This window comes from Polaromonas sp. Polasp52, assembly GCF_059491565.1.
This window is the reverse complement of record NZ_CP168513.1, coordinates 3,866,703-3,892,224: the sequence shown is the minus strand read 5'-3', so window position 1 is coordinate 3,892,224 and position 25,522 is coordinate 3,866,703. Positions and strand designations below refer to the sequence as shown.

Below are 25,522 nucleotides of genomic sequence, written 5' to 3'. Positions count from 1 at the left end.
ATTTTTTGATTTCAGAGTTAACGTGTTTTTTGATGATCTTCAGGGTCTGTGTGTCGCCAGGCCAGGCCCGGCCTGGCACTGCGGGCTGGGGCCGCCCGGCCAAAACCAGCCATACGCTCCCTGCCAATGTACCCAAGTACCGGTGCCAGCTGCTGAATGTCCGGCGCACCTGGCAGGGCAACCGCCGCCGGGCACCAGGGATAGGGTAGGCCGGCCGCCCAATCCATGACCTTCTCCGCCTGCGAAGCCGGCAATGTCTGCATGGTCTCTATGGTGATCGAAAGGCTTTCCGCCAAGTATGAAGGCGGTGAAAAGCACCAATCGTAGCGGCCGCATCCGACACGCACGGCACGGCTGTCCTTTTCGGTCATGGCGACCAGCCAATCGCAGACAAACACCTCGGCATCGCCCTCAGGCGGCGAGGACAGGCAAAAAGTGTAGACATTCTCGTAAGACTGGCCGAACCGGCGCACCAGCACCTCGGCGATGGCATCTCGCCCCTGGCATACCGGCGGAAATGAAATCGCCGCGGTATGGACAACCATCTCCAGCAGGGCATCGTCCGTGAATGCCTGCGCCAGCAGATGGGGGCGGTTGCCGTCCTTGGCGTGAAGGTAGGCTGTGACGGCTGCGGAAGGTGTTTTCATACGATGTGGCGTCCTGTTTTCGCCCGCCTCATTGCGGCATGTAGTAAGGCACAAAAATGTCGTTCGCCTCATTGCCCACGGAGCGTATCCACTCGCGCGAGAACTTCTCGCCCATGCGCTTGATCTCCTGGTCCAGCTCGGGCGAAATCCGCTCTATCTTCACGCCGTTGGCGCGCAGCTCCTCGGTGGCGCTGGCGGCCAGTGCCTGGCTGGCCTGCCAGCCGCGCACTTCCGCCTCGGCGGCCGCCTTGAGCACGGCGGCGCGCGCCTCGGGCTTGAGCGCCTCAAATGCCTTGTTGCTCACAAACACCGCATTTTTCGGGAACCAGGCGTTGATCTCGTAGTAGTACTTGATCGGCCCCCACACCTTGTTCTCCACGCCGGTCAGCGCCGACGTGATCATGTTGTCCATGCGGCCCTCGGCCAATGCCTTGCCCACGTCGACCATGGCCACATCCACCGGCTTGGCGCCCAGCATCTCGGCGATGCGCAGGGTAGTCTGGTTGTAGGTCCGCATCTGGGTGCCGCGAAAGTCCGACGGCCCCCGCACCGGCTTGTTCGAATGCAGGCCTTGCGGCGGCCAGGGCACGGCATAAAGAAGCTTCAGGCCGCGCTCGGAGAAATGCTTTTCAAGGCCGGGGCGCTGCAGCTTCCAGAGGCGTTGCGCGTCCTTGTACGAGGTGACGACAAAAGGAATGGAGTCCGCGCCGGCCAGCGGCATCTCCTTGACCATGCTGGTCATGATGGTCTCGCCGGCCTCGGCCTTTCCTTGCTGCACGGCCGCGCTGATGTCGGCCAGCTTGGCCAGCGTGTTGTTGGGGTACACCTGTATCAGCAGCTCCCCGCGCGTGGCCGTGTCCACATCGCGGCCGAACTGCAGGATGTTTTGCGTGTGGAAGGACTCCACCCGGTAGCCGGTGGCCAGCTTCCAGCTTGTCTGGGCGTGCGCTGCCCCCGCCGCGACCAGCGTGGCTATCAGAATTGCTTTCATGAGGAACTCCTTGGGAGTTGAGGATCAGCCCGGCGCAGGGTGCATGGAACTCACCCTTTCAGGTCGGTCACAAACATCTTGCCCGGCGCATGGGTGATGCACATCGACAAACGGCTTTTCTGGGCTACCCATTGCGGCGTGACGCCGCAACCCCAGAACACCGGGACTTCATCGTCCTTGATGTCGACCGCATCGCCGTAGTCCGGGCGCGACAGGTCGGTAATGCCTATCGCCTCCGGATTGCCGATGTGAACGGGCGCACCGTGCGCCACGTCAAACCGGCCAGAAATCTCCACCACTTTCGCGACGTCCCGGCTCTTGATGGGCCGCATGGTGACCACCATTTCGCCGCTGAACACGCCGGCGGGCTGGCACTGGAGACTGGTACGGAACATCGAGACATTGCGGCCCTGCTCGACATGCCTGAGCGGAATGCCGGCCTGCGTGACCGCGGCCTCGAAGGAAAAACTGCAGCCGATCAGGAAGGCCACGTAGTCGTCCTTCCAGATCGAGCGGATCTCGCCGCGCTCCTCGACAAACTCACCGTCGCGGTAGACGCGGTAGCCCGGAATGTCGGTCGTGATGTCGGCCCCCGGCGCGCACAAAGGTTCGGTGGCGCCCGGCTGGAGCACCTCCACCAGCGGGCAGGGTTTGGGGTTGCGCTGGCAAAACAGCAGGAAATCAAAGGCCTGCGCCTGCGGCACGATCATGAGGTTGGCCTGGATGTGGCCGTTGGCGTGCCCAGCGGTGGGCAGGGAAAACTCGCCGCAGCGGCTGGCCATGCGAAGGTCGGCGGGGCGATCAAAAATCTTGTTCATGGTGTTGGAAAAACGGATGGGTAAAAAATGGTGCTGGGGACTTGCTCTCAAAGGCCCAGGTAGGCTTTTTTGATCCGGTCGTCATTGAGCAGCTCATGCCCCTTGCCCTGCATCACGATGCGGCCGGTCTGGATGACATAACCGTAGTGCGCGATGTTCAGGGCTTTTTGCAGGTTCTGCTCCACCAGCAAGATCGACACACCGGTGGCATTGACCTGCTGGATCACCTCCAGCACCTTGGTCACGAACTTGGGGGCGATACCCCAGGAGGGCTCGTCCAGCATCAGCAGCTTGGGCCGGGCCATCAGCCCGCGGGCAATGGCCAGCATCTGCTGCTCACCGCCGCTCATGGTGCCGGCCAGCTGCGTGGCGCGTTCCTTGAGGATGGGAAACAGCTGCAGCATCTCTTCAATGCCCCGGGCCACCTCGTGCCGGTCCATGCGCGTGAAGGCGCCCAGCTCCAGGTTGCGCAGCACCGTGAGCCGGGGAAACAGGCGCCGGCCTTCCGGCACCAGCGACAGGCCCAGCGGAACACGCTTGTGCGCCGGCATGCGGTGAACCGACTCACCGTTGAAGCTGATGCTGCCGGCCGCGGCGGCATTGAGGCCCGCCACGGCACGCAAGGTGGTGGACTTGCCGTTGCCGTTGCCGCCCACCAGCGCCACGATCTTTCCGGGTTCGACCTGCAGGCTGACGTCGGAGACGGCCAGCACCTCGTCGTAGCAAACCTTGAGGTTCTTGATTTCGAGCATCTTCAGTCCCCCAGGTAGGCGGTGATCACGGCGGCGTCGTTGGACACCTGCTGCGGCGTGCCTTCGGCGATCTTCACGCCGCGGTCCAGCACGACGATCTTGTCGGCGATGGGCATGATGCCTTCGAGCACATGCTCGACGATCAGGCAGGCGATGCCCTTGTCCCGGATCTTCAGGACCACGTCGACCGCTTCGCGCACTTCCGACGGGTTGAGGCCCGCCATCACTTCGTCCATCAGCAGGATGCGCGGCTGCGTGGCCAGCGCGCGCGCCACAGCCAGGCGCCTCTGCTCGCTGATGGTCATGCTGGCGGCGGGCCTGTCGGCAAAGCGTTCAAGCCCGGCAAACGCCAGCCAGTCCATGGCCGCCTTGCGCGCTTTCGCGACGTTGTGCTGCAGCAGCATGGCCGCCGTCATCACGTTCTCGCAGGCCGTCATGCTGGTGAAGGTGCGCGCGATCTGGAAGGTCCGCGCCACACCGGCGCGGGCGCAGGCCTCGGGCGGCAGGCCGGCGATATCGCGACCGCCCAGCAGGATGCTGCCCGAGGTGGGTGCGAAATAACCCGCGACACAATTGAACATGGTGGTCTTGCCGGCGCCGTTGGGGCCTATCAGGCCCACCACCTGCCCGGTGTCCACACCGAAGGAAACATCCTGGTTGGCGACCAGCCCGCCGAAGCGTTTGCTGACCTGCTTGACTTCCAGCAACTTCATACGGCCTCCTTGCCGGCGTTCTGCACGGCGGCGGCGGGCAGCGCCATCTGCCGCGATGCGTGGCCGCGCGCCAGCCGGCGCTCCCGGAAGCTGCGCAGCCAGCCGAGCAGGCCCGTGGGGTAAAAGACCGCGATCACGATGATGAGGCTCGCATAAATGATGACGTCGGTGCCGCGGCCCGTGCCGCCGAAGGCGATGCGGGTGAGCTCCTCGATGCTGGTCAGCACCACGGCGCCTACGACAGGCCCGAACAGGGTACCCACGCCGCCGAGGATGGACACCAGCGCCATCTTGATGGAAAGCGCCGTCGACAGCACCGAGTTCGGGTCGATGTAAAGCTCCTTCTGGGCGTACAGGCTGCCGCCGACCGCGGTCAGGAAGGCGCTGACCGACAGCGCGACCTGCTTGTAGCGCGCGATGTTCACGCCTATGCTGCGGGCCGCATCGGGTTCGTCCTTGATGGCCCTGAAGTAGTAGCCCAGGTAGCTGCGCTCTATCCACCAGTTCACGCCCAGCGTGATGAGCAGCAGGCCCAGCGCCAGCCAGTAGTAAGGCAGCTTGGTGGCAAAGTTCAGCCACAGCCAGCCCTGGCGGTCCATGGGCACATAAAGGCCCACCGCCGCGCCGCCGTAGTCCCACTCGGTGAAGAAGATCTGCACCAGCTCGGCCACCGCGATGGTGGCCATCGCGAAGTAGTGGCCCTTGAGCCGGAAGCACGACCAGCCAAAGCCCAGGCTCAGCAAGGCCGCCAGCAGGCCGCCGGCCAGCACGCCTATCCAGGGGTTGACGCCGAACTTGACCAGCAGCAGCGTCGAGGCATAGGCGCCCAGGCCGTAGAAGGCCGCGTGGCCCAAGGACACCTGGCCGGCATAACCGCCCACGATGTTCCAGGCCACGCCCACCTGGGCTGCCATGAGGATCAGGATGGCCATGTTCAGGTGCGAGGCATCCGTGAAGGCGGGAACGGCCAGGGCAAACACCAAGGCGGCGACGGCAAAAATAGTCTGTTTCATGGTATGCATTCGAATACCTTCGTGCTCCGCACTGCGGTGCGAGCTTGCTTGGGGACGGCCCGGCGCGGCGCTCATGCCTTACCCATCAGGCCCTGGGGCCGGAACATCAATACGCCCAGGAACAGTACCAGCACGATGGCGGTCTTGTACTGCGGCCCGAGCAGCAGGCCGCCCATGACCTCGATCACGCCGACCAGGATGCCGGCCCAGAAGGCGCCCGAGACGCTGCCGAAGCCGCCCAGGTTGACCACCACAAAGGCCAGCAGGATGAAGCTCGCGCCCACGTCCGGAAAGATCGGGAAAAAGGTCGACAGCAGCACCCCGGCCGCACCGGCGCAGGCCGCGCCTATGCCCCAGGCCAGCGAGAACATCTTGTGCGAATCAATGCCCATGAGGCGTGCGGCTTCCTTGTCCGAGGCGGTGGCTTCCAGCGCCGCGCCCAGCCGGGTCTTGTTCAGGAAGAAGTAAATCAGGCCGGTCACCACAATGGCTCCCACGCCGGCCACCAGCTGCGGCTTGCCCAGCTGTATGCCCAGCAGCTTGACGGTGCCGCTGACGGCGGAGTTCTCGATGGAGCGGAAGTCCGGCTTCCAGAGGAACTGGGCCACGCCGCGCAGCAAGATCATGATGCCGAAGGTCGTGAAGATCTGCGACAGCATGGGCGCGTTGATGATGCGCACGATCACCAGCTTGTACAGCAGCACACCGAAGCCGAACAGCATGAGGACCGTCAGCGGCAGGGTGATCATGGGGTCCAGCGCATACAGGGCGAACAGCCAGAAGGCCGAGTACATGCCGAGCATGAGGAACTCGCCGTGCGCGAAATTCACGATGTCCATGACGCCGAAAATCATGGTCAGGCCGATAGCCACCAGCGCGTAAATCAGCCCGATCAGCACGCCGGAGGCCAGCGTCTGAAGCAATATTTCCGTGGTCATGGTTGTCTCTTAGGCAGGTGAGTCAAGGCCGGCGGCTTATTTGCGCTGGTCCCACTTGGGCATGGGCCAGGTCACCTCACGCGAGGCCATGTCGAAAGGCCAGACCGTGTTGTACTTGCCGCCCATGATCTGCACCAGGATGCCCTGGCCCAGGGTGTTCTGGCCGGTGGCATCGAACTTCACGCCCTTCCACGGCATGATGAGTTTGCTGCCGGGCATGTCGGTCGCGGCCAGCGCCTTGCGGATGGCCTCGGGCTCGGTCGAGCCCGCGCGGTTGATGGCGTCGGCCATCACCATCAGGCCGGTGAAGGTGCGCGAGGAGTTACCGGTGAAGTTGATCTTGTAGCGGCTGTTGAACAGGTCGTTGACCTGCTTGATCAGCGGGTTGCGGTTGGCCAGGTCCAGCGCCCAGACTTCACGCGTGATGATGTAGTCGGCGTCCTTGCCCAGGGTCTTGATGAAGTCCGTGTCGGTAAAGCCCGCGTTGTTCGCCAGGATCATGTCCGGCGAGAAACCCAGTTCCTTGTAAGTCTTGATCGACAGGATGGCATCGGCCGTATAGGACGACTGCAGCACCAGGTTGGGATTGGCCGCCTTGAGGGTCTGCACTTCGGAGGTCAGCTGCGTGGTCTTGGCCGGGTACATCACCTGCTTGGCCAGGTTCTGCTTGAACTCGGGCGCAAGCTTGCTTTGCAGCTTGGTGGTTTCCGTGCCCCACAGGCCGTTCTCGTTGAGGCTGGCCACCACGCCAGCCTTGATGCCTTTTTTGGCCTCGAGCTCCTTGAGGAAATCAAAGGCGTTGTGCACAAACAGGTCGTCGTGCGGCGTGGTGCGGAAGAACCACTTGAAATTGCGCTGCGTGAGCGAGGCCGAGGACGACTCCGGATTCAAAAAGGGGATGCCGGCACGCTCGGCGATCTGGCTGGCCGTGGCGGTGACGGCGCTGTTGTAGGCGCCAACCAGTGCCACCACTTTTTCCTGCGTGATCAGGCGTTCGGCTTCGGTCGCGCCGGTTTGCGGGTTGGCCTGGTGGTCGGCGAAGACCAGCTTGATCTTCGCGCCCTTGAGGTTGGGCAGGCCCTTGCCGGCGGACAGCGGCAGTTCGGACACGCCGGGTGCGCCGTTGTTGATGATGTCGGCGGCGAGCTCCAGCGCGCTGCGCAGTTCGGCGCCCACCGAGGCGGCGGGACCGGTCAGCGGATACAGCACGCCTATCCTGACCTCTTGCTGCGCATGCGCGCACAGGCTCAAACCAGCGCCGGCCAGTACCGCGGCCACTCGGGCCCACCATGACTTCTTCATTTCGCACTCCTCGTAAAAACATGACAGTTGGATGACATGGGGCGAAGTGTGCGATTAGCAAATGACGAAATCAAACAAGAAATATTTTGCTTTCGTCATCGATTTTTTCGATGACTAGGATTTACCCTGATGCACCTTTTTTGGCGGTTTTCAGCGTTTTGGCGGCCGGGTTGCGGGCCGTTTTGGTGCCGCCCCCGCCTTCCCCGGCGAACTCCACGGCCGACCGGACCACCGTTTCCACGATGGACGAGGTCGGGTCGGTGCGGTAGCTGGCATGGATGGGCAAAGCCTTGAGCTTCTTGTCGCAGGTCAGCAATTTGAGGCTGGCAAAGCCCGTCAGCCGCTGCACCGCCGCGCGCGGCAGCAAGGCCACGCCGAAGCCGCCCTGCACCAGCTGGACCATGGCCGAGATCGATGAAATCGCGTGCACCTTTTTGGGCTCCATCCGGTTCTGCTTGAAGAGGTCCAGCAGGGTGACATGCGGCTGCGAGCCTTTCTGGAAGGTCAGCAATTCCATTTCGGCCAGCTCATCGAGCCGGTAATTTCTTTTTTTATGCAGTGCCGGATTGCCCACAAACGCCATGTCCATGGGCGGCAAGGCCTGGTTGCGCACGCCGTCGGCCGAGGCGGGCAGCGCCGCGAACACCAGGTCCAGCGTGCCGCGCTGCACCTGGTCCATCAGGATGGGGGTGGTTTCCACCGTGAGCTCCAGCTCCAGCCCCGGATGGTCCACCCGCAGTTTTTCGAGCCAGGGAATCAGCCAGGAATGCAGCACCGACTCGATCGCGCCTATGCGCATGGAAACCGCCATGGGCGCGCCCGATCCCATCTCCTGCTTGACCTCGCGCTGCAGCTCCAGCAGCTTTTGGGCGTAGACAAAAAAGCGCGCGCCGGCCACCGTGAGCTTGAACTGCTTGTCGCGCCGGTCCAGCAGTAGGATGCCGAGCTCCTCTTCCAGCGTGGCGATGCGGCTGGACATGGCCGACTGCGTGAGGTAGAGCTTGTCGGCGGCGCGCGAGATGCTTTTGAGCGAGGCCACCCAATAAAAGGCTTCAACAAAACGCAGGTTCATGGCGGGGCCCCAGGGTCGCGTAAACAGGTGGGCGCAGTATTTCGGGGTATGCCCGATGAACTGGCGCGGGATTTGCGTCTATCCTATTACTACTTATCAATTCCTTGTCCTGGAGCCTCTCATGAATTTCAAGATCACCGTGGCGGCCGCCGCCCTCGCGCTGGGCACCAATGCCTTTGCCCAGACCAAGTGGGACCTCCCCGCCGCCTACCCGGCCAGCAATTTCCACACGGAGAACCTGACGCAATTCGCGGCCGACGTGGACAAGGCCAGCGGCGGCAAGCTCAAGATCACGGTGCACGCCAATGCCTCGCTGTTCAAGGCCAATGAGATCAAGCGCGCGGTGCAAGGCGGCCAGGCCCAGATCGGCGAAGTCCTGCTGGTCAACTTCGAAAACGAGAACCCGATTTACGGCGCCGACGGCCTGCCCTTCGTGGCCTCCAGCTATGCCTCGGCCCACAAACTGGCCGAAGCGCAAAAGCCAGCGCTTGAAAAACTGCTGGGCGGGCAAGGCATGAAACTGCTCTATACCGTGGCCTGGCCCCCACAGGGCATTTACGTCAACAAGGAAATCACGGCCGTCGCCGACATGAAAGGCCTCAAGTGGCGCGCCTACAGCCCGGCCACCAGCAAGATCGCCGAACTGGTCGGCGCGCAACCCGTGACCGTCCAGGCCGCGGAACTGAGCCAGGCCATGGCAACCGGCGTCGTCAACAGCTACATGAGCTCCGGCTCCACCGGCTACGACACCAAAACCTACGAGAGCATCAAGTACTGGTATGACGTGCAGGCCTGGCTGCCCAAGAACGCCGTGATCGTCAACAAGAAGTCTTTCGATGCGCTGGACGCGCCCACCCAGGCCGCCGTGCTGAAAGCCGCCGCGGACGCCGAGACCCGCGGCTGGAAAATCAGCGAGGAAAAAAACGAGTTCTATAAAAAGGCCCTGGCCGAAAAAGGCATGAAAATCATGGCCCCATCGCCCAAGCTGGTGGCCGACCTGCGCCAGGTGGGCGGCATCATGAAGGCCGACTGGCTCAAACGCGCCGGCCAAGAGGGTGAAGCCCTGCTGTCCGCCTTCGACAAATCCAACGCGGCGAAGAAGTAACCATGCGCCGCATGCTCGATGCGCTGTATGACGGCGCGGCGTGGCTGGGCGCCCTGTTCATGGTCGGCACGCTGGTGTCGGTGCTGGCCGGGGTGCTGGACCGCCAGTTCGCATGGTCGCTGCGCGGCACCGACATGTATGCCGGCTACTGCATGGCGGCCAGCGGGTTTCTGGCGCTGGCCCACACCCTCAAGAAGGGTGAGCACATCCGCGTCACGCTGATTCTCAATGGCCTGCACGGCAGCGCCCGGCGCGCACTGGAAATCTGGGCCCTGGCCGTGGCCACGGCGCTTTCCATGCTGTTCGCCTGGTACAGCGTCATGCTGTCGGTCAACTCCTACGCCTACCACGACATCTCCACCGGGAACGACGCCACGCCGCTATGGATTCCACAGATCACCATGGGCGTGGGTGCGGCCATCCTGATGATCGCGTTCATCGACGAGCTGGTGCTGGAGATCAGGGGCCGGCGCACGCAGGCCGGCAGCGACGAAGCGCTGCATCACGAATAAATAACAACAAAGAACCAACATGTCCGATCTCGCCATCACTTCGCTGCTGATTCTTTCGCTTTTCCTGATTCTGGGTTCCGGCGTGTGGATAGGCCTCACGCTGTCGGGCGTGGCCTGGATAGGCATGCAGCTTTTCTCGTCACGCGCCGCCGGTGACGCCATGGCCGTGACCATCTGGGGATCCTCGTCGAGCTGGACATTGACGGCCCTGCCTCTTTTTGTGTGGATGGGTGAAATCCTGTTCCGCACCAAGCTCAGTGAAAGCATGTTCAAGGGCCTCGCCCCCTGGGTCAGCCGGTTGCCGGGCGGCCTGCTGCATACCAACGTCATCGGTTGCACCATTTTTGCCGCGGTTTCCGGCTCCTCGGCGGCGACCTGCGCCACCATAGGCAAGATGACGCTGCCGGAACTGGCCAAACGCGGTTACCCGGAAGACATCACGATAGGCTCCCTCGCGGGCGCCGGCACGCTGGGCCTGCTGATTCCTCCGTCCATCATCATGATCGTCTACGGCGTCAGCGCCGACGTGTCGATTGCCCGGTTGTTCATCGCCGGCGTTTTTCCCGGCCTGCTGTTGGCATCTCTTTTCTCGGGCTACCTGGTCGTGTGGGCCCTGCTCAACAAGGGCAAGATTCCACCGCCCGATGCCGCGATGAGTTTTGGCGAAAAAATCTATGAGTCGCGCCACTTGATACCGGTCGTGCTCCTCATCGGCGCCGTGCTGGGCTCCATCTATACCGGTGTGGCCACCGCAACCGAGGCCGCGGCCATCGGCGTCGTCGGCTCGCTCGTGCTGGCCGTCGTTCAGAGGTCCATGAGCTGGAACACCTTCAAGGAATCCTTGCTGGGCGCGACGCGCCTGTACTGCATGATCGCGCTGATCCTGGCCGGCGCCGCGTTCCTGACGCTGAGCATGGGTTACATCGGACTGCCTCGCCACCTGGCCGAATTCGTCTCCAGCCTCGGGCTCAGCCCCTTCATGCTCATCGTCGTGCTGAGCATCTTCTATGTCGTGCTGGGCTGCTTTCTGGACGGCATCTCGATGGTGGTGCTGACCATGGGCGTCATCCTGCCCACGGTGCAGGCGGCCGGGCTGGACCTGATCTGGTTCGGCATCTTCATCGTCATCGTGGTGGAGATGGCACAGATCACGCCACCGGTGGGATTCAACCTGTTTGTGCTCCAGGGCATGACGAAAAAAGAAATCACCTATATCGCGCGGGTGACCTTGCCGTTTTTCTTCCTGATGTGCGGCATGGTGTTGCTGCTCTGGTTTTTCCCGCAGATCGCCACCTGGCTACCGGGCAAGATGTAGGCCTGCGGCAGCCGCTTATTTCCAGGGGCGCAGCAATCTTTCGTCATCCGTCAGCGCCCAGGTCTTCAGGCCTGTGGCCGCTTCGACAGCCTGCCGGTAGGGCGGCAAGTTGGTGCATTCAAGGACCACCGCTTGCAGCGAAGGTTCGCGCCGCCTGAGCGCCACCGCCGCATCCACCACCTCGCGGCTGGCCTTGTCCATGTCCATGGTGTCGCGGTTGCCCAGTATGGCCGTTGCGAATTCCCCGGCCGGGTCCACGCCCTGCACCACCACGTCGGCCAGCCGGCCGGCCGGCACGCCCGCCGCCTGCAAGTGCTCGGGCCCCAGCGCGGCCGCGCTGATGGTCAGCACGCCGACCCTCGCCTGGTGCGCCAGCAGCCCCGGCAATTGCAGCAGGCTGGAAGTCACCACAGGCACCCGCGCGGCGGCCTGCAGCTCGTCCTGCAGCAGCACCAGGAAGCCGCAGCTCGTGGTGACGGCGCGTGCGCCCTCGGCTTCCAGCGCCTGCACGGCCTCCACAAAGGCCGGCGCCACGCCCGAGGCGCGCAAGCCGGCCGCCGTCTGCACAATCTTGCCGGGCCAGGCGCCGCGCACCACATGCCGGCGCACCGGCACGCCAAACGCATCGGGATGGCCCACGTCGCCGGGTGGGCGCGGAAAGCGGGTGTCCAGCATCACCACGCCCAGGAAGCCGGGCGCTTCGCCGAAAGCGGGCGCAGCGGTTAAAGTCATGGCTGCATTGTCCCGCCAAACCCAGCTCCTTTCCTCCCCACACACACCATGCTGACCGTGCTTGCCATCTCCATCGGCGCCTCGCTGGGCGCGCTGGCCCGCTGGGGCCTGAGCCTGTGGCTCACGCCGGGCGGCATCATCCCCTGGGGAACGCTGGCCGCCAACCTGATAGGCGGCTACCTGATAGGCATCTGCATCGCGGTATTCCAGGCCATGCCGCAGCTGGACCCGGTCTGGCGCCTGGCGCTGGTGACCGGCTTCCTGGGCGGGCTGACCACTTTTTCCTCGTTTTCAGCCGAGGTGGTGATCTTCCTGATGGACGCGCGCTACGGCCTGGCGGCGCTGACAGCCACGGTGCACGTGCTGGGTTCGCTGTTGATGACGGTGGCGGGGCTGAAGTCCGCCATGCTGCTGATCGCCGCCCACGCGCGCTGATACCGTCCCGGGGCGCTTGCCGCAGCGGCGCGCCCAGGCAAAAACCCCCTCTGCGCAAACCGGCGAAATTCGCCACAATGGGCCATGGCATCCATGACCCCCTTTCATCCCGCTCAGGCCGCGGGCGGCCAGGACAGGCTGGCGCGCATAGGGCGCGCGCGCCAGGCCGTCCTGTACGGCGAAACCCGGCCCGCCGACGCGGCGCCGGCCCTGGAAGGCTGGATAGAGCGCTCCTGGCGGCGCTGCCTGGCCGGCGGCCAGCACCCTGAACAAGCCCCCTCCTTCGACACCGTGCCGGCCGCCGAGATGCGGCGCCACCAGGAAGCCAACCAGCACCTGGTACAGGCCGCCAAACCCACGCTTGAGCGGCTGGGCCGCGCGATTGCCGACACCCGCTACTTCGCCATCCTGACCAACCAGGCCGGCGTGGTGGTCGACGTCAACGGCCGCATAGACCGCAGCGACGGCCGCGCCGATGTGATCACGCGTATAGGCACCGACCTTTCGGAAGCCCGGGTCGGCACCACCGCCATAGGCGCGGCGCTGGGCGAGCTGCAGCCGGTCTGGCTGCACCGGGGCGAGCATTTTTTCGACGCGACCTCGGTCTACAGCTGTGCCGGCGCGCCGCTGTTCGGCCCCGACGGGCACTGTGCCGGCATGCTGGACCTGACGGGCATAGAAGCGGCCGAGCGGCCCGAGCTCAAGCACCTGGTCACCCAGTGCGCGCGCAGCATTGAAAACGCACTCACGCTGGGTCGGCCCCATGCCCTCTTGGTCAGGCTCAACTGGCCGGGCCGGGTGCTGGGCGACGACAGTGACGGCCTGCTCTGCGTGGACGCCGACGGCTGCGTCACCGGCGCCAACCCGGCGGCCCGGCAAATGCTCTCGCGCCTGGACGCCGCGGCCGGCGGCATGCCGCACTGCAGCGAGCTGTTCGCCATGCCTTTTGAAATGCTGTTTGACGCGGCGCAGCGCCGCGTCAATGCGCAGGGCGGCGTGCTGGAGGCGCCGCTGTGGTCGGGCCTGCGCCTGCACGCGATGCCGCTGCCGGCCGGCCGCGATGCCGCGCCGGCCGCGCTGCAGCTGCCGCCTTCGGCCGACGCGGGCCGGCCGCTCAAGGAACTTGAAACCGCGCTGATCCGCAAGGCCGTCAGCGACGCGCGCGGCAATGTGCTGCAGGCCGCCAGGGCGCTGGGTGTGAGCCGCGCCACGGTGTACCGGCGGCTGGGCCCGGGCAAGCGCGGCTAGAGCCCGGCTACCCGCGGCTGGACCCTTAGTGCTTGTGCTCCGCCGCGGCGCCGCCCGCACCGGGCGCTGCCGTGGCCACCGGCAGTTTCAGCTCCAGCTTGCTTTCCACACCCTTGGCGTCCTTGAACAGCAGGGTCAGGGGAATCGTGCTGTCCTTGGCCAGCGGCGCCTTGAGGTCCATCAGCATCACGTGGTAACCACCGGGCTTGAACTCCACTTTTTTGCCGGCGGGCAGCTCCAGCGAGGGCAGCGCGCGCATTTTCATGACGTCGCCCTCCATCTTCATTTCATGCACTTCGGCCACGCCGGCTACCGGTGAGGACACACCCACCAGCCGGGTCGCCTCACTGGCCGTGAGGCTCATAAAAGCCCCCGAGCCCCTTTGCCCCTGCACGGTGGCGCGCGCCCAGGCGCCGTCGACCTTGACGGCGGCGCCCTGCGCCAGGGCGGCCGTACCGCCCAGCGCGAGCAACAACAGCAGCGCGGCTTGTGAAAATTTGGAGAATGTCGGGAATTTTCCGGATGTCATGCAAATGCTCCTTGAAACAATGGGTGGACTTTAAAACGAGGCGCAGCCGGCGCCGTTCAGTGGTTGTGCTCGCCGCCGCCGCCCGCGGGCATCAGTTCCAGTGCGGCGGCGGGGTTTTTCAGGTCGGAGAGTGACTGGCCCGGCTTGGGCACTTCATTCCAATCCACCTTGCCCTCCTCGCACACCTGCATGACGGGCCAGTACAGCATGCCGGCCTGGGCCGGCAGCTTGGCCTGCAGCACGAACTCGTCATACCAGTCGTTCTGCAAATAATCGGCCGGGGTTTTGGCCGTCCAGCTGATGCGGGACACGTCTTCGGTGACGGCTTTTCCGTGGTCCTGCCGCGGCTGGGCCAGTTTCTCGCGCGTGACTTCCAGCGCCCAGCCGGCCTTGGGCATGGGTTTGGCGCCCTGCACGCCCGCGGGAATCGTGACCACGATCTGCTTGACGGGCGAGTTGCCGCAGCCGTGGCCGACCTTGAAGCTCCCCTTGTAATAGCTGCCCGCATTGGCCACCTGGTATTCCAGGGTGACGTGGGCGGCGGCGGGCAGGGAGGCGGCCAAAAGCAGCATGCCGGCGGCAATGGTTTTAAGGGCGATAGGTTTCATGGTTCATCCTTGGTCTTGGTAATAGGGTGGCTTGGTAAAAAAGATAGCGCGGATCACAGGCTGAAGTTCAGTTCGGCCATGAAGGTGCGCTGCGGATAGGGGTGGAAATTCCAGTATTGGTCGTTGTTGAGGTTGTCGATGCCGACCGCCGCGCTCCATTGCTTGTTCACCTGGTAGCGCAGGCGCACGTCGGTGGTGAAGTACTTGCTGGTGCCCTGGTAGGCAAAGCCGTTCACATCGGCGTTGTCCAAACTCGAATACTGCCTGCCGCTGTAGCGTGCGGCAAAGCTGCCCGACAGCTGCGGCGTAAAGCGGTAGTTGGCCACGGCCGTGGCGCGCCACACCGGCACACGCGGCTGGTACTTGCCCAGCGTGTCGCCCGCCACCGCGACAAAACCGCCGTTCTCCTTGATGCGGGAATCAGCGTAGGTGATGCTGCCGCTCAGGTCCAGCCCTTTTTTGAGCACGTCGTTGCCGCTGAAGGCCAGCTCCACGCCCTGGGTCTTGATGCGCCCGACGTTCTGCACACGGCTGATGTTGGCATTGGCGGCGGGGTCGAAGGTGGTTTGCGAATACAGCGCGTCGCGGGTGTCCTCGGTAAAAAAAGTCAGGCGCAGCAAGGCATTGCCCAGGTCTTTTTCCGCCGTGAGCTCCGTGGTCCAGGATTTCTCGGGCTTGAGATGGGGGTCGTTGATGTACTGGGAATTGACCGTCGCCGTCGCGCCATACAGCTCCCCGACCGTCGGAAAGCGGACCGCGCGGCCCACCGAGGCCTTGAGCACCGTATCCGACGACCATTGGTAGGACAGCGCGCCCTTGGGCGATACCGCGTTGTCGCTGCGCGAGGCATAGCCCGTGTTGGCCGGGCTGCCGGCCCCGAAGCTGGTGAAACCGCCGGAGGCCGTCCAGTTTTCCAGGCGTGCGCCCAGCACGGTTTTCCACCTGGGCGCAAAGGCCCAGGCGTCTTGCGCATACAGGCTGCGCAAACGGGTCTTGCCGCCCACGTCGCTCACCACGGCGCCCGGCCCGCTGGTAAGCCAGTTGGCCGCCGCGGACTTGAGGATGCGCAGCTGGTAGCTGTCCTGCTGGAAGCCAAAATCCACGATGTGCGCGCCCTGGACGCCTTCGGGCCGCCAGATGCCCTTGAAGGCCAGCGTGTTCCAGCCGGTGCCGTCCTGGTCCTGCAACGTGCCGGCGCCGCCGTTCAGGGCGCCCGGCTGTGCGCTGGTGGCCGCGCGAACCTGGTCCTTCTGGTAGTCGTACAGGCTGGCCGCGACCTCCCAGTCCCAGGTGCCTTGCGTGTTCGACTTGACGGACAAGCCGTGCATCACATGCGTCAAGGCTTCGTTGCTCACGCCAAAATCGCTGGCCGCCAGCGTGTAGCCCCGGCCGTTGATGCTGACGTTGCCGCTGTAGACCGGCGTACCCGCCGCATCACGCAAATAGCTCTGCGAACGGTTCTCGGCTGTGTTCTTCCAATAGCCCAGGGTGTAGCTGGCGCGCACCGTGGATGAAAAATCGTAGGCAAGCTTGAACTTGAGGTGGTCCTGCCGCGTCTCGTACTGCGTGGCGCCGCCCAGCAGCAGCCAGGGGACATTGCGTGTGTTCAGCCCGGGTACCGCGCCGCTCACCACGGTGGCGCCGGCCGCGGGGGCCGCAGTGCTCAGCGTGCGCGTGGCGAAGGTCAGGGGCTGGCCCGCGCTTTCGGTGCGGTTGGCATTGATGAACCAGGACCAGTCGCCGCTGCGGTTGCCCAGCGAGGCGCTAGCCTGGCTGCCGCTGAAGCGGCTGTCGCTGCCGTAGAGCTTGAAGTTTTGCGTGAAGCCGTTGAGCTTGGCATGCGCCTCGAACTGCGTGGGCATGCGCGTGATGTAGTCCACCACCGCGCCCACCGAGTTGCCCGGGTAAGCGGCGGAGAACGGGCCGTAGAGCACGTCGACCCGCTCGATTTCCTCCGGCGTCACCAGGCCCCAGCGCGGCGCGTAATTGGTGCCGTTGGCAATCCCGTTGCCCAGGTAGTTGGACAGCAAAATGCCGTCGGCATACACCGCCGAGCGCGCGCTGTTGCCCGTGCCCGAGGCACGGCTCGAGAGGATGGCGTGGTTGTAGTCGCCGATGTAGCGCTTGCGCACCAGCAGGCTGGGAAAGTACTTGAGCGCGTCTTCGCTGTCGGTGGCGTTGATGGTCTGCGCGATCTGCTCGCGCGTGATGCCTTCAATCGTGGTCGGAATCTGCGTGGGCAGGGAGGTCGGCTGGCCGCTGTTGACCGTGACCACGCCCAGAGATCTGGCCGGTGCCTCGGCAGGCTGGGCCTGCGCGAACGCCGCCAGGGGAATGGCTGCCAAGGGGAAAGCCAGCGCCGTGGCGCCGCGCCAGGCAAGCGCGCACGGTGTGCGGGAAAGGTTCATGAAAACTCACACTCTGAAATGAACGGACGCACAGGCCGCCAGGCCCGCGCGCGGGAATGCCTCAGGCGAGGCGGTTCACATCAAACGGAGGGAGGCCCGCGGCTGAAGGGCAGCCCGGGGACGGCGGCACCGGCGGCCGCAGAGAGGTCCGATGCGGCAACATCGGTGCCGGAAAAACAGGGGGTGGCTGGCAGCGGCAAGGGCGGCAGCACCAGGCCCGGCGAAGCGCACAAGTCGCAGCGCAGGCCCGTGGACCCCGCATCGCCGCCGGCGGCATCACCGCCGGCATTGGAAGAAACCGTGTTGACACTGCAGATGCCACCCAGCTTGCCGGTTTTGACATCCTGGGCCAGCATGGACACCGGCGCCCACAGCGCCGACAGCACGGCCAGGAAAGCCAGCCAGGCGGCAAGGCGTTCCCATACAGGGGGGGTCAGACGGTTGGCGGGATGGTGAGGCACAGGGCGATTATAAGTACACCCCCCAATCCACCCATCCCTCTTCAAGGCGCGCCGAAGCCGAAACGGCGGAACACCTCCTGCGCTTCGGGTGTCAGCAGGTAAGCGGTAAATTGCCCAGCCGCCGCATCGCCGCTTCGCGCGGTCAGCCCGTAGAAGGCGCTCACCTGCAATTCCAGCGGCATCTGCACCACATTCATGCGCGGCACTTCCTTGCGCACTGCCACCGCATTGGTGCAATAGGTCAGGAACAGGTCGGCGCGGCCTTCGGTGATCAGCCATTCGTAGGTGCTGCGGCCGGCCGGCGGCTGGGGTGCCTCCGGCGAACCGGTGAGCTTGAGCGCCTTGGCATCCAGTGCCGCATAGGCGCCGGGTTTCAGTGCCTCGGCTTTTCGGAATACCTCCCAGGCATAGTCGCCCGAGGGATCCGCTTTGGGCGTGGAAGTGCCCAGCTTGACGGCCGGGTCCAGCATCAGGTCCAGCAGCTTGCCGGACTCTGCATTGAGCTGCGGCACGGCCAGCGCGCACAGCTGGTTGCGCACAAACAGCGTGGGTGGCGCCCATGCGCCGCCCGCCATGGCATGCAGGCGCTGGGGATGTTGTGTGTCGGCCGATGCGAACACCTGCGCCGGCTCACCCTTTTCAATGCGCTCGCGCAGCAGGCCGGAGGCGCCAAAGGTCAGCTGGGTTTTAAGGCCTGTACGAGATTCATAAACCCGGGCAACTTCGGTGAGGGCTTCGCGCAGGCTGCCCGCGGCGTAAACACGCAGCGGCTCGGCATTGCCGGGAGTGGCCGGGGACGGCTGGGCATGCGCCATGTTCAGGCCTCCTAAAAAAACAAGTGCCGCAGCAGCCCATACCAGCAGGCGCCGCGGAACCGGCTTTGCCGGGCCGCAGGCGCCGTCCCCTGGAGGGGAGAACAAGCTACACGCAGTGAGCCTGGACAGGGGGGAGCTCATCTTGCGTTGGGGAAAAACAGCTGCTCGCCACCTATCTTGTAGCTGGCAACCACCGCCTGGCCCGCGGGCGAGATCACCCAGTCGACAAACTTCTGCGCTTCGGCCGCCTTGACCTGCGGGTGTTTAACGGGGTTGACTACCATCACGCCGTACTGGTTGAACAGCCGCGTGTCACCTTCGACCAGCACGGCCAGGTCGCCGCGGTTCTTGAAGGACAGCCAGGTGCCGCGGTCGGCCAGCACATAACCGCCGCTGCTGGCCGCGATATTGAGCGCCGGACCCATGCCGCAGCCGCAGGCCTTGTAGTTGGCGAAGGCCGGCTTGTCGGCCGGCGTGTCGATGCCGGCGCTTTTCCAGTAGCGCAGTTCGGCGGCATGGGTGCCGCTCTTGTCGCCGCGCGAGACAAAGTTGGCGTTCGCAGCGCTGAGTTTTTTGAGCGCCTCGACGATGTCCTTGCCTTTGGCCTTGGCCGGGTCGGCCGCGGGGCCCACCAGCACGAAGTCGTTGTACATGACCGGGAAGCGTTTCACGGCAAAGCCTTCGGCGACGACCTTCTCTTCGGCGACCTGGTCGTGCACAAACAGCACGTCGGCGTCGCCGCGGCGGCCCATGTCTATGGCCTGGCCGGTGCCCACGGCCACCACCTTGACGTCTATGCCCGTGGCTTTCTTGAACTCGGGCAGCAAGTGCGAAAACAGGCCCGACTGCTCGGTCGAGGTGGTGGACGCCATCACGATGGTGCTGGTTTGCGCCATGGCCAGCGCGGCCGACAAGGCCAGCGGGGCGACCAGCAGCGCCCTGAGAGTTTTCAGGTGGATCATGCAAGTTCTCCTTTTAAAAATGCTTCCGCCGCGGCGGGAACCGGCCCGCCAAAAAATGCCGCCGTGGGCAGGTCGGCGACCAGCCGGCCCTGCTCCAGGTAAATCACGCGCTGCGCCAGGCGCTTGACCTGGCCCAGGTTGTGGCTGCTGAAGATCAATGTCATGCCGGCATCGGCGAACTCGGCCATGAGGCGCTCGACCTCGCGCTTGGCAGAGGGGTCCAGGCTGGCGGTGGGCTCGTCGAGCAGCAGCACCTGCGGCTTGAGCGCCCAGGCCCGCGCCAGCGCCACGCGCTGCTGCTGGCCGCCCGACAAGGCCTTGGCATTGCGCGTGGCCAGGTGCTCCAGGCCCACGCGTTCCAGCGCCACCAGCGCCTGCGCCTTGGCTTCGCGCCAGGGAACACCGGCCAGCCACAGGCCCAGCGCTACATTGCGCAGCACACTGGCGCGCAGCATGTAAGGCCGCTGGAACAGCATGGCCTGGCAGGCCCGCGTGTCATGCTGCAGGCTGCCGGCCGCGGGCTTGACCAGGCCGTTGAGGGTTCGCAGCAAGGTGCTTTTGCCGCTGCCGTTGGAACCCACCAGCGCCAGCCTTTCGCCGGCCTGGATGCGCAGCGTGCAGCCGCTGAGCGCCTGCACGCGGCCGTAGCGCACATCCACGGCCTGCAGCTGGAAGAGCTCGGTCATGGCGTCCCCCCATGCGCGGCCAGGCCGGCGGCCGGGTCGGGCAGGCGGTCGTCGAGCTGTTCGCGCCAGCGCCGCAGGCCCGCGATCAGTATATTGAGCAGCAGCACCACGCCCAGCAGCACCATGCCCAGGGCCAGGGCCAGCGGCAGATCACCCTTGCTGGTTTCCAGCGCGATCGCGGTGGTCATTACGCGCGTGAAGCCGTCGATGTTGCCGCCCACGACCATGACCGCACCGACTTCCGAGATGGCCCGCCCGAATGCGGCGATCAGCACCGTGAGCAGCGCATAACGTTCATCCCACAGCAGGATCAGGCCGCGCACAAAGCGGCCCGCGCCCAGCGACTGGAACTGCTCGCCGTGGCTGCGGTCGGCATCCTCTATCGCCTGGCGCACCAGTGCGGTGACCACGGGCAGCACCAGCACGGCCTGCGCCAGCACCATGGCCTTGAAGGAAAACAGCCAGCCCAGGAAACCCAGCGGCCCGCTGCGCGACAGCAGCAAATAGACCACCAGCCCGACCACCACCGAGGGCAGCGCCAGCGCGGTATTGAGCACGGCCAGCACCGCGCCACGGCCGCGAAAGCGCGACACGCCCAGCCAGGCGCCCAGCAGCAGGCCGCCGCTGCAGGCGATCACGCAGGCGGACGCGCTCACGGCCAGCGAGCGGGCAACGATGCCGGCCAGCACGGGATCAAGCGAGGTGATGAGGGAAAAGGCCGTGGCGGCGCTGTCGGAGAAGGTGTTCATTGAAGGTTTGGGAAGCACTCTAGCCTAGGGCCTAAGTCCTTGAATCACATCAGGAATCATCGCTATGAAGCCGTTTGCATAGGTTGAGGCGCCTGCCCGCCCTGCCCCGCCGGCGCATGCACTCATAATCGAAGCCACCCCTGCCCGCCATGCACAAAGTCGAACTCTCCTACCTGCTCACGCCGCAGCGCGGCAAAAGCGCGCTGATACGCAACCCGCTGATGGACCTGCTGCATGCGGTGCGCGAGCAGGGTTCCATCTCCAAGGCGTCCAAGGCGCTGGACCTGTCCTACCGCCACGTGTGGGGCGCGCTCAAGGACTGGGAGCAGACGCTGGGGCGCGAGCTCATCGTCTGGGACAAGGGCCAGCGCGCGCGGCTTACCGAGTTCGGCGAAAAGCTGCTGTGGGCCGAGCGCCAGGCGCAGGCACGGCTGGCGCCGCAGATCGAAGCCCTGACCAGCGACATCGAGCGCGCGTTCTCCACCGCCTTCGATGACGAGGCCCATGTGCTCACGCTGTACGCCAGCCACGACGCGGCGCTGTCGGCGCTGCGCGAGCAGGCTGGCGCGCGTGGCCTGCACCTGGACATCCGCTTCATGGGCAGCGTGGACGCGATCGCGGCGCTGAACGCGGGGCGCTGCATGATGGCGGGTTTCCACACGCTGGAGCAGCCGGGCAACCAGTCCCTCACCGCGCGCAGCTACCGCAACCTGCTCAAGCCCGGGCTTCACAAGCTGATCGGCTTCGCCCACCGCACGCAGGGCCTGATGGTGGCCAAAAACAACCCGCTGCGCATCACCGGCGCCGCCGACCTGGCACAGCCCGGCCTGCGCTATGTCAACCGCGCCGAGGGCACGGGCACGCGCGTGCTGCTCGATGAATTGCTGGCCAAGGCCGGCGTGGCCTCATCCGCAATCCAGGGCTACCAAAGCCAGGAGCCTTCGCACACGGCCGTGGCCCAGGCCATCGCCAGCGATGCGGCCGACGCGGGCCTGGGCATTGAAGCGGCGGCGCGCGAAAAAGGCCTGGGCTTTGTGCCGCTGGCGCAGGAGCGCTACCACCTGGTCTGCCTGAAGTCCGAGCTGCCCACGCCGCAGGTGCAGGCGCTGCTCAAGGAACTGCAAAGCCGCGACTGGCAAGCCACCCTGGAGCACCTGCCCGGCTACAGCGGCAAGCTGGCCCAGAGCGGCAAGGTGCTGTCGCTGCGCGCCACCCTGCCCTGGTGGACTTACCGCAAGGAAAAGCCCGGCAAGGCCAAGGCCTGACTCTTTTCAGAGAGCGCAGGAACGAAAGCCGCAGAACACGTCATCCCGGCCCGGCAAGGCAAAGCCGCGGTGCCTGGGGTTTTTCATGCGCGCACGCGTCGCGAAAGAGGCGCCGCGCAGCACCTTGTGCGTGCCGAATCGCGGCTGCGAATAAGCCTGCCAGGGGCCGGGCGCAAAACCCGGGTAGGGCCTGAAGCTGCTGCCCACCCACTCCCAGACATCACCCCATTTAAAACCGCGCCGCGCCGCCGTGTGCGCGGCCAGTTCCCACTCCACTTCGGCCGGCAGCCTGCGTCCGGCCCAGCGGCACCAGGCGTCGGCCTCCCACCAGCTCATGTGCATGGCCGGCTGGTTGCCTTGCATGCGGCGCGGCACGCCGAATCGGTTCTGTATCACCGCGCCGCTGGAGACGCCGATCTGGTCCACATAACGCGGGCCGCGCCGGCCTTCGCCCGCGGCCAGCCCCTGCAGCCAGCGCCAGCCGTCCGGTTGCCAGAGTTCCTCGCGGTCGTAGCCGCCGTCGCCGACGAATTCCACATACTGCGCCCAGCTCACGGGCTGGGCGTCGATCTCGAATTCGGGCACGCTGACCGCATGCGCCGCCAACTCATTGTCAAAGGCAAAACCCACGCCACCCGCGCCGCCATCGCTGCCCATCCGCCACACCGTGGCCGGAACCAGCAGGGGCTCGCGCAGCGCCATGGGCACCGGCGTGAAAGCGTCCGCCAGGGTTTTGTCCAGCGCCAGGCCCAGGGTTTGCGCGCTGCGCACCAGGGCCTCGCCGCGCATGTCTTCAAAGAACAGGCTGAGCCGGTAGAAGTACAGCGCGTCGTCGCTGCCCGCGGTACCTTGGCCGGCAGGCCCGGCTTTCTCCAGCAGGTCCAGCGTGCCTTCCAGCGTGTCCAGCAGATAGGCGCGGCAGTGCGCCATGCCCGGCAGGTCCAGCGTCCAGCGCGCGCTGTGCGGCACAAGCTGCGCATTCCACCAGCGGTCGGCATTCGGCTCTATGGAGGCGAGCCGGGTGCGCGCAGGCTCGCAGCGCGTGCCCAGGGCGCGCTGCGTGTTGCGGGCTATCCACCACTCCTGGAACCAGCCCACATGGCCGAGCTCCCACAGCGGCGGGTTGACGTTGGGCAGGCAAGGCACGGCGAAATTCCCGGCCTCCAGCGCCTGCTGGTATTGCGCGAACAAATGCAGGGTGTTGTTGCGCGCATCCATCAGTGCCAGCGACAGCGGGCCACGGCCCGCGCCGCGCATCGCGGGAGAGTCCACCAGGACGCCTGCCGCGGCAGGCGGTGAGGAGGGTAATGAATTAGGTGTAGCGTCTGAAGCCAAGGGAGTTGTCCTCGCAGGCCCGGCCGCGGTGGACGCCACCAAGGCGCCATCACAGCCGTGCACGCGTTAAGGCCAGAATAGCAGAGACAGGACCAGCCGGCGGGCTATAAGTCAATAGCGTGCATCAGGTGTTTTCCCTCGGCCGGCGGCTGTCCATCGCGCCTGCGCAACCGCCGGTCGGCCCGCGCGGCGCATGCGTATTTTCCACTTTTGATTCGGCAAAGACGCGGATAGACTGCGGCCAGTTCTCCTTCAATTGGGGGAGACACCCCGGGGCACAGCGTTTGCCTCCGGACTCACCGCGACCTCAAAAAATCGATTCTTACCGGCCCGACCCCACATGCAATTACATGACCTCAACTCACAGCCCGCCGAACTCGACCTGACCTTGCTGGATCTCGGGCCCCTGGCCTGGGTGCTGGAGGAATTGCGCAAATCGCTGGAAGGCTCAACCAAGGCGCTCAAACGCTTCATTCGCGAGACCGAGGCCGGGCGCAACTCCGACATCGGCGCGCTGGACGCGGGCCAGTTGCGCATCGCGCGCCAGCAATTGCACCAGGCCGTGGGCGCGCTGGAGATGGTGGGCATGAGCGCCCCGGCGCTGGTGCTGCGGGCGATGGAAACCGCGGTGCAGAAATTCATACAGTCACCGGTGCAGTGCAACCAGGATGCCATAGGCAAGATTGAACTGGCGGGCTTTTCCATCGTCCACTACCTCGAAGACGTGCTGGCGGGCAAGCCGGCTTCTGCGGTCTCGCTCTTCCCCCAGTACCGCGACATCCAGGGCCTGGTCGGTGCCGACCGCGTCCACCCCGCGGACCTCTGGGTCTTCGAGTGGCGCTGGATAGAGCCGGTGCTGGACATCACCGTCCCCGACTGCGAATACGGCGATGAAACCCGGCAACTGCTGGACCGGCTGATGCTGACCCTGATACGCACCGGCGACGCCGAGGCCGCGCGCAGCCTTCGCGACACCTGCCTGGGCTTTGCAAAAACGCAGACCGGCATTGAATCCCGAACCTTCTGGAAAATTGCCGCCGGTTTTTTCGAGGCGCTGGCACAGGGCCTGCTGAACGTCGACCTCTATGTGAAGCGGGCCACCCTGCGCGTGCTGCTGCAATACGTGTGGCTGGCCAAGGGCACGGAAGCCTCTGCCAGGCTCGCCGAAGACCTGCTCTTCCTGTGCTCCCAGGCGAAAGTCCAGCGCGCCAGCGATTCGCCGGTGCTGTCGGCGGTGCGCTCGGCCTATGGCCTCAAACGCTTCAAGCCGGTGGACTATGAGTCCGTCCAGTTCGGCCGCTTCGCGCCGGCCCTGATCGCCCAGGCCCGCAAGCGCATCGCCTCGGCCAAGGAAACCTGGTCGGCCGCGACCGCGGGCGACCTCGGCAAATTCAAGATGCTGACCGACCAGTTCAGTCTGGTGACGGATTCGCTGGTCAAGCTGCACCCGCCCAGCGAAGTGCTGGCGCGCGCCATGAGTCGCGTGATTGAAAGCACGGTCACATCCGGCCAGGCGCCCAGGCCCGAACTGGCGCTGGAATTCGCCACCGCCGTGCTCTTTCTGGAGGCCGTGTTCGACGACTTCGATCCCAACGACCCCCAGCTGTGGGCGCGCACGGCGCGCCTGGCCGAGCGTCTGCAGAGCGCGCGCGATGGCGGCCCCGCGCAGCCCCTGGAGTCGTGGATGGAGCAGCTCTACCAGCGCGTCAACGACAAGCAGACCATGGGAAGCGTGGTCGGCGAGCTGCAAACCTCCCTGGCCGCGCTCGAAAAATCGCTGGACCTGTTTTTCCGCACGCCCGAAGACACCCAGCTGCTGGCCGTGGTGCCGGGGCAGCTGGCGCAGATGCAGGGCGTGCTGTCCGTGCTGGACCTGGACCAGGCCGCGCTCGCGGTGACGCACATGCGCGAACTGGTCGAGCGCATGCTCAAGCCCGGCGCCGACGAACAAAAAGCCCACGCGGACGGCATCTTCGACCGGCTGGGCAACAACCTGGGCGCGCTGAGCTTTCTGATCGACATGCTCAACTACCAGCCCGCGCTGGCCAAGCGGCTGTTTGTCTACGATGCCGCCAAGGGCGAACTCAAGGCCGACAAAGAGGCTTAGGACC

Annotated in this window: 26 protein-coding genes; 7 read left to right on the top strand and 19 right to left on the bottom strand. The window is 65.3% G+C overall.

Features of this window, described 5'->3' with window-relative positions; all coding sequences use genetic code 11:
* Positions 1 to 17: 17 nt before the first annotated feature.
* The 9 genes from ACEN9P_RS18265 to ACEN9P_RS18225 form a co-directional block, all read right to left on the bottom strand.
* Positions 18 to 647: a nuclear transport factor 2 family protein gene (locus ACEN9P_RS18265; protein ID WP_495620066.1), complete on the bottom strand. Its 630-nt coding sequence runs from the start codon at positions 645 to 647 to the stop codon at positions 18 to 20.
* A gap of 28 nt (positions 648 to 675) precedes the next feature.
* Positions 676 to 1,638 (bottom strand): TRAP transporter substrate-binding protein, encoded by a 963-nt coding sequence (locus ACEN9P_RS18260; RefSeq protein ID WP_495620065.1) that lies wholly within the window; start codon positions 1,636 to 1,638, stop codon positions 676 to 678.
* A 50-nt stretch (positions 1,639 to 1,688) separates the two neighbouring features.
* Positions 1,689 to 2,456: a putative hydro-lyase gene (locus ACEN9P_RS18255; RefSeq protein ID WP_074575575.1), complete on the bottom strand. Its 768-nt coding sequence runs from the start codon at positions 2,454 to 2,456 to the stop codon at positions 1,689 to 1,691.
* Positions 2,457 to 2,503: 47 nt separating this feature from the next.
* Positions 2,504 to 3,208, bottom strand: coding sequence for an ABC transporter ATP-binding protein (locus tag ACEN9P_RS18250; protein WP_495620064.1), 705 nt, complete (start codon positions 3,206 to 3,208; stop codon positions 2,504 to 2,506).
* 2 nt (positions 3,209 to 3,210) lie between these two features.
* Positions 3,211 to 3,921, bottom strand: coding sequence for an ABC transporter ATP-binding protein (locus ACEN9P_RS18245; protein ID WP_477660748.1), 711 nt, complete (start codon positions 3,919 to 3,921; stop codon positions 3,211 to 3,213).
* Positions 3,918 to 4,934, bottom strand: a complete 1,017-nt coding sequence (locus tag ACEN9P_RS18240; RefSeq protein WP_495620063.1) for a branched-chain amino acid ABC transporter permease — start codon at positions 4,932 to 4,934, stop codon at positions 3,918 to 3,920. The genes ACEN9P_RS18245 and ACEN9P_RS18240 overlap by 4 nt, the downstream gene beginning before the upstream one ends.
* Before the next feature lie 71 nt (positions 4,935 to 5,005).
* Complete coding sequence (locus ACEN9P_RS18235) at positions 5,006 to 5,872, bottom strand: branched-chain amino acid ABC transporter permease (RefSeq protein ID WP_074575578.1); 867 nt, start codon at positions 5,870 to 5,872, stop codon at positions 5,006 to 5,008.
* Positions 5,873 to 5,908: 36 nt separating this feature from the next.
* Positions 5,909 to 7,174, bottom strand: coding sequence for an ABC transporter substrate-binding protein (locus ACEN9P_RS18230; RefSeq protein WP_477660746.1), 1,266 nt, complete (start codon positions 7,172 to 7,174; stop codon positions 5,909 to 5,911).
* 121 nt (positions 7,175 to 7,295) lie between these two features.
* The gene (locus ACEN9P_RS18225; RefSeq protein WP_495620062.1) at positions 7,296 to 8,246 is read right to left on the bottom strand and encodes a LysR family transcriptional regulator; all 951 of its coding nucleotides are present in this window, start codon (positions 8,244 to 8,246) and stop codon (positions 7,296 to 7,298) included.
* A 121-nt stretch (positions 8,247 to 8,367) separates the two neighbouring features.
* On the opposite strand from ACEN9P_RS18225, the gene ACEN9P_RS18220 reads away from it, so the two are divergent.
* From ACEN9P_RS18220 to ACEN9P_RS18210, 3 genes are read left to right on the top strand one after another with little or no spacing between them, the layout of a single operon-like run.
* Positions 8,368 to 9,351, top strand: a complete 984-nt coding sequence (locus ACEN9P_RS18220) for a TRAP transporter substrate-binding protein (RefSeq protein WP_495620061.1) — start codon at positions 8,368 to 8,370, stop codon at positions 9,349 to 9,351.
* 2 nt (positions 9,352 to 9,353) lie between these two features.
* A complete protein-coding gene (locus tag ACEN9P_RS18215) occupies positions 9,354 to 9,863 on the top strand; it encodes a TRAP transporter small permease (protein ID WP_495620060.1) in 510 nt (169 codons plus the stop codon).
* A gap of 19 nt (positions 9,864 to 9,882) precedes the next feature.
* Positions 9,883 to 11,178, top strand: a complete 1,296-nt coding sequence (locus tag ACEN9P_RS18210; protein WP_477703878.1) for a TRAP transporter large permease — start codon at positions 9,883 to 9,885, stop codon at positions 11,176 to 11,178.
* 15 nt (positions 11,179 to 11,193) lie between these two features.
* Here ACEN9P_RS18210 and ACEN9P_RS18205 read toward each other — a convergent pair whose 3' ends face one another.
* On the bottom strand, positions 11,194 to 11,910 hold the full coding sequence (locus ACEN9P_RS18205; protein ID WP_495620059.1) for an aspartate/glutamate racemase family protein: 717 nt from the start codon (positions 11,908 to 11,910) through the stop codon (positions 11,194 to 11,196).
* 48 nt (positions 11,911 to 11,958) lie between these two features.
* Between ACEN9P_RS18205 and crcB the strand changes: the two genes are divergently transcribed.
* Positions 11,959 to 12,345: a fluoride efflux transporter CrcB gene (crcB, locus tag ACEN9P_RS18200; RefSeq protein WP_495620058.1), complete on the top strand. Its 387-nt coding sequence runs from the start codon at positions 11,959 to 11,961 to the stop codon at positions 12,343 to 12,345.
* A gap of 84 nt (positions 12,346 to 12,429) precedes the next feature.
* Positions 12,430 to 13,593 (top strand): helix-turn-helix domain-containing protein, encoded by a 1,164-nt coding sequence (locus ACEN9P_RS18195; RefSeq protein ID WP_495620057.1) that lies wholly within the window; start codon positions 12,430 to 12,432, stop codon positions 13,591 to 13,593.
* Positions 13,594 to 13,618: 25 nt separating this feature from the next.
* On the opposite strand, the gene ACEN9P_RS18190 is transcribed toward ACEN9P_RS18195, so the two are convergent.
* From ACEN9P_RS18190 to ACEN9P_RS18155, 8 genes are all read right to left on the bottom strand, one after another.
* Positions 13,619 to 14,122, bottom strand: a complete 504-nt coding sequence (locus ACEN9P_RS18190; RefSeq protein WP_495620056.1) for a copper chaperone PCu(A)C — start codon at positions 14,120 to 14,122, stop codon at positions 13,619 to 13,621.
* Between the two features lie 56 nt (positions 14,123 to 14,178).
* Positions 14,179 to 14,730 carry a YcnI family copper-binding membrane protein gene (locus ACEN9P_RS18185; protein WP_495620055.1) on the bottom strand — a complete coding sequence of 184 codons (552 nt, stop codon included), beginning with the start codon at positions 14,728 to 14,730 and terminating at the stop codon, positions 14,179 to 14,181.
* Positions 14,731 to 14,783: 53 nt separating this feature from the next.
* Positions 14,784 to 17,138 (bottom strand): TonB-dependent receptor, encoded by a 2,355-nt coding sequence (locus ACEN9P_RS18180; RefSeq protein ID WP_495620054.1) that lies wholly within the window; start codon positions 17,136 to 17,138, stop codon positions 14,784 to 14,786.
* 80 nt (positions 17,139 to 17,218) lie between these two features.
* Entirely contained in the window at positions 17,219 to 17,599 is a 381-nt protein-coding gene (locus ACEN9P_RS18175; RefSeq protein WP_495620053.1) for a DUF2946 family protein, read from the bottom strand.
* 41 nt (positions 17,600 to 17,640) lie between these two features.
* A complete protein-coding gene (locus ACEN9P_RS18170) occupies positions 17,641 to 18,414 on the bottom strand; it encodes a molybdate ABC transporter substrate-binding protein (protein WP_495620052.1) in 774 nt (257 codons plus the stop codon).
* Between the two features lie 137 nt (positions 18,415 to 18,551).
* Positions 18,552 to 19,376, bottom strand: coding sequence for an ABC transporter substrate-binding protein (locus ACEN9P_RS18165; protein ID WP_495620051.1), 825 nt, complete (start codon positions 19,374 to 19,376; stop codon positions 18,552 to 18,554).
* Entirely contained in the window at positions 19,373 to 20,062 is a 690-nt protein-coding gene (locus ACEN9P_RS18160; RefSeq protein ID WP_495620050.1) for an ABC transporter ATP-binding protein, read from the bottom strand. Before ACEN9P_RS18160 ends, ACEN9P_RS18165 begins: the two co-directional genes overlap by 4 nt.
* The gene (locus tag ACEN9P_RS18155; protein ID WP_477660731.1) at positions 20,059 to 20,811 is read right to left on the bottom strand and encodes an ABC transporter permease; all 753 of its coding nucleotides are present in this window, start codon (positions 20,809 to 20,811) and stop codon (positions 20,059 to 20,061) included. Before ACEN9P_RS18155 ends, ACEN9P_RS18160 begins: the two co-directional genes overlap by 4 nt.
* Before the next feature lie 149 nt (positions 20,812 to 20,960).
* Here ACEN9P_RS18155 and ACEN9P_RS18150 point away from each other — a divergent pair, with 149 nt between their 5' ends.
* Positions 20,961 to 22,076 carry a substrate-binding domain-containing protein gene (locus tag ACEN9P_RS18150; protein WP_495620049.1) on the top strand — a complete coding sequence of 372 codons (1,116 nt, stop codon included), beginning with the start codon at positions 20,961 to 20,963 and terminating at the stop codon, positions 22,074 to 22,076.
* A 6-nt stretch (positions 22,077 to 22,082) separates the two neighbouring features.
* Here the strand turns inward: ACEN9P_RS18150 and senA are convergent, their stop codons facing one another.
* The gene (gene senA, locus ACEN9P_RS18145; protein WP_477660907.1) at positions 22,083 to 23,333 is read right to left on the bottom strand and encodes a selenoneine synthase SenA; all 1,251 of its coding nucleotides are present in this window, start codon (positions 23,331 to 23,333) and stop codon (positions 22,083 to 22,085) included.
* A 418-nt stretch (positions 23,334 to 23,751) separates the two neighbouring features.
* Here senA and ACEN9P_RS18140 point away from each other — a divergent pair, with 418 nt between their 5' ends.
* The gene (locus ACEN9P_RS18140) at positions 23,752 to 25,518 is read left to right on the top strand and encodes a FimL-related protein (RefSeq protein ID WP_495620048.1); all 1,767 of its coding nucleotides are present in this window, start codon (positions 23,752 to 23,754) and stop codon (positions 25,516 to 25,518) included.
* Positions 25,519 to 25,522 lie beyond the last annotated feature (4 nt).